We start from the raw sequence: 3586 nt of genomic DNA on the forward strand, positions 1-3586 counted from the left end.
TTGAATCGAAAGATTCATAAAAAACGTCATCCTTTCTAGTTAGCTTTTTAGAAAGAATAACGTTTTTTTACACTTGGGGGTAGTCTAGATTCTTAAGTTGATGGGCATGGGTTTGGCCCCCAAAATATTTTAATACACTCACTAAGAACGAGCATTCCTCCAAGCGTAACGAGCAGCTGTCGAACATGATTTCCATATACCGGTCTAATAAGAAACCTTTCTAAAATAAATCCTAGGAACATTCCCATGGCTACTGCTCCAACTAAAGCTAATATATAACTTCCTGTCATATTAAATAACCAAACACCTGTAAATGCTCCCCATGCAAATAAACCACCGTGTGCAAAGTTTAAAACGCTCATTAGACCGAAAATAAGTGAAAGACCTGATGCTAACAAAAAAATGAGCATCCCTGTTGAAATCCCATTTACAAATAAATTGATTAACACATCCATCCTTTTCACCTCGGATTCATGTTAAGAGATTCCTAAATATTTATGACACATTTCCTTATCCTTTTTTAATTCATTCATAAAACCGTTATGAACAATTCGTCCGTTATCCATAATGTAAAAATAATCACCAATTTGACTAGCCATCATAAAATTTTGCTCAACAAGTAAAACTGTTGTTTTCTCTTTCATCTTCAAAATAGCTACCATTAATTTCTCCACCATTATCGGGGATAGCCCTTTGCTCGGCTCATCAATAAGTAATAATCCATCACTATTAATAAACGCTCTTGAAATAGCCAACATTTGCTTTTGCCCTCCGCTCAAGAGCCCACTTTTCTTATTCCAAAACTGCTTTAAATCCGGAAATAGTTCCAGCATCCACTCTATTTTCCCTTCTACTTCCTCACCTTTTCCCCTAGCAAGAGCGAATGTTTCTTCTACTGTCAAATCATGAAAAATACCTTGATTTTCTGGTACATACCCTATTCCTTTCCTTGAAATTAAATGTGTAGGTAATCCACTTACTTTTGCACTATCATAATAAATTTCACCATCTGCAATGCGGTGAAATCCCATAACTGAACGTAATGTCGTTGTTTTCCCTGCCCCGTTTCTACCAAACAGTACAGTAATCGTCCCTTTCTCAACAGCAAGAGATACTCCTTGCAAAATATGAAACTGATCTAAATACGTTTCTATATTATTCACTTGTAATAGTGCCACTATATAATCCCCCTAAATAAGCACTTTGTACACGCTCATCTTTCATAATTTCTTCTGGCAATCCTTCAGCCAATAACTCTCCATGAAATAAAACGATAAGATGATCTGACAAACCTAGTATCATATCCATTTTGTGTTCGATAAGTACAATTGTGCTCTCTGGATGTTTCTTAATATTTTCAATCACTTGTAATATAGCAGGGACTTCCTCAACCGAAATACCTGCCGTCGGCTCATCAAGTAATAACACATCCGTTTTTAAAGCTAATAACATCGCAAGTTCTAGCTTTCTTTTCTCTCCATGTGCCAAATCTTTCGCTAATATGTTCTCTTTCTCGTGAAGTAATACTGTTTTTAAGAAACGTCTCGCCTCTCCAACTTGTTGCTTTAATTTTGCTGAACTCGGGAAAAAACTATAGTAATCTTGTACGAATGATTGAACACTTAAACGGACATTTTCAAGTACCGTTAATTCTGGGAATATGTTTGTAAGCTGAAAAGAGCGACCGATTCCTAAGCGTGTTCGATCTGAAATCGATAGTTTTGTAATATCTTGCCCTTTAAAATACACTTCACCTGTTGTAGGTGAAATCTGTCCACTTAGTAAATTAAATAATGTTGTCTTCCCCGCACCATTTGGCCCGATAATAGAAATGAGCTTTCCTTTTTGGACAGTTAAATTTACATCTTTAATAACTTGATGTTCACCAAAAGATACACTAAGATTTTTCGTCTCTAGCAAATGTGTCACGAAATCCCTCCCTTTAAAGCCGTGAGTATGAAGGAAATATGTATAAAGAGGGTCCACCCTCTTTATACAAAAACAACAGAAAATTCAGTCTATTTATTTTGAACTGGTGGTTCTGTTTCTTTCATCGTTAATTCTCGCTCTAACACTGGCACCGGATAATCAACACCATCTTGCTTTTTCAATGTGATAGAATACAGCGTCTGCATCGCTTGGTGGTCCTTCTCTCTAAACTTCATCTTTCCTTTCGGTGTATCAAATTCCATTCCTTCCATTTTCTTAATCAATGTATCTACATCTGTATCACCTTTTGTTTTCTTTAAGGCTTCTACAATAGAAATTGCTGCTGACATTCCTCCCGCTGTAAACAAATCTGGCACTACACCATTAAAACGTTTTTTATGCTCTTCAACTAGCCAATCATTCACTTTATTTTTTGGAAGTGTGTGATAATATACAGAAAAACCTTGCATACCTACTAATGCATCCATTGTTTTTAATGCTGGTATATCTGGCGCACCTGTAGAAATTTTAATACCTTGCGCTTCCACATTCATATCTTTCAATTGTTTCCAAGGTGAATTTGCCCCTGCCCAAACGATAAATAAATAATCTGGTTTTGAACTAATGATATTTTGAATATTCGCTGTAAAATCTGTTGAATTTGTATCCGCGTATTGCTCATTCACAATGCTCGCACCTAATTTTTTCGCACCCGCTTTAAATGTAGCAATCCCTTCACGACCAAAAGCGTTATCTGGGGCAAATGTCGCAATCTTTACACCTTTTTTCGCAATTGCCGCTGCTCCTGCAATCGCATCTTGTGAGGAACTTCTTCCAGTTCTAAAAATATATTTATTCCAGTTCTTCCCGGTAATACTATCCGCAACTGCCGGTTCTACAACCATAATCTTTTCATATTCCCCGGCCAGTGGTAAAACCGCTAACGTATCACTTGAACTAGACGATCCAACTAAAAAATCAACTTTCTCTTCTTCTAATAACTTCGTAGCTTTTTTAACTGCTACATCAGCTTTCGTTTCTGTATCTTCTACAACAAACTTAATCTTTTTCCCATCTACTTTCCCAGTTCCACCAGTTGCATAGTCTAACCCTAATTCAAATCCGTTCACTGTTTGTTTTCCATACGATTCTAGCGGTCCTGTTAAAGAAGCAAGAACTCCTACCTTAATCGTTTTTTCATCCTCTGTACTTGTTTTCTTTCCTGAACAAGCTGCCGTTATTAATAACGAACCTAAAACACAACCAGTAAACATTGTCTTTAGCCACTTACGTTTTTTCTTCGACATTGTGATCCTCCCCATACTTTACTTTCTGATAGAATCAAACACGCCAAAATCCCCTGTCCGTAATCATGACTAACTAATTCGATAGATAATGGAAAACTCTTGTAGTACCCTCTACATTCGGCACAAATATATAATCACCTTCCTATGTAATGGAAACGGACATACAATCAATATATATTCTGCAATCCAATTGAAAATACTGTTTCATTTCAGTAATGATCATACAAAAAGACTAACTTATTTTGAAGTGCACCCCAATTGTTAGACACATAATTAACAATTGGAGGTGCATTTTTTATGGCTAAATTTTCTTCAAAAGATAAAATACAAGCAGTAAAACGATATCTAGA

General features: G+C 36.2%; 3 protein-coding genes and 1 pseudogene. All 4 read right to left on the minus strand.

What is annotated here, in order from left to right; all coding sequences use genetic code 11:
* Nucleotides 1-107: 107 nt before the first annotated feature.
* A pseudogene (locus ACS2CR_RS33700) lies at nucleotides 108-455 on the minus strand (ABC transporter permease subunit); the annotation flags it as partial.
* A gap of 21 nt (nucleotides 456-476) precedes the next feature.
* Nucleotides 477-1178, minus strand: a complete 702-nt coding sequence (locus ACS2CR_RS33705) for an ABC transporter ATP-binding protein (RefSeq protein WP_001196696.1) — start codon at nucleotides 1176-1178, stop codon at nucleotides 477-479.
* Nucleotides 1156-1929: an ABC transporter ATP-binding protein gene (locus ACS2CR_RS33710; protein ID WP_000149337.1), complete on the minus strand. Its 774-nt coding sequence runs from the start codon at nucleotides 1927-1929 to the stop codon at nucleotides 1156-1158. The genes ACS2CR_RS33705 and ACS2CR_RS33710 overlap by 23 nt, the downstream gene beginning before the upstream one ends.
* 89 nt (nucleotides 1930-2018) lie before the next feature.
* Nucleotides 2019-3236: a substrate-binding domain-containing protein gene (locus ACS2CR_RS33715; protein ID WP_153603159.1), complete on the minus strand. Its 1218-nt coding sequence runs from the start codon at nucleotides 3234-3236 to the stop codon at nucleotides 2019-2021.
* Between the last annotated feature and the right edge of the window lie 350 nt (nucleotides 3237-3586).

It is taken from the genome of Bacillus cereus group sp. BceL291 (assembly GCF_051776705.1).
Classification (GTDB): Bacteria; Bacillota; Bacilli; order Bacillales; family Bacillaceae_G; genus Bacillus_A; species Bacillus_A cereus.

Bases quoted from the DNA above. Each gene is read 5' to 3' on its own strand.
- ACS2CR_RS33715 (WP_153603159.1), bottom strand. From the start codon at position 3,236: ATGTCGAAGAAAAAACGTAAGTGGCTAAAGACAATGTTTACTGGTTGT.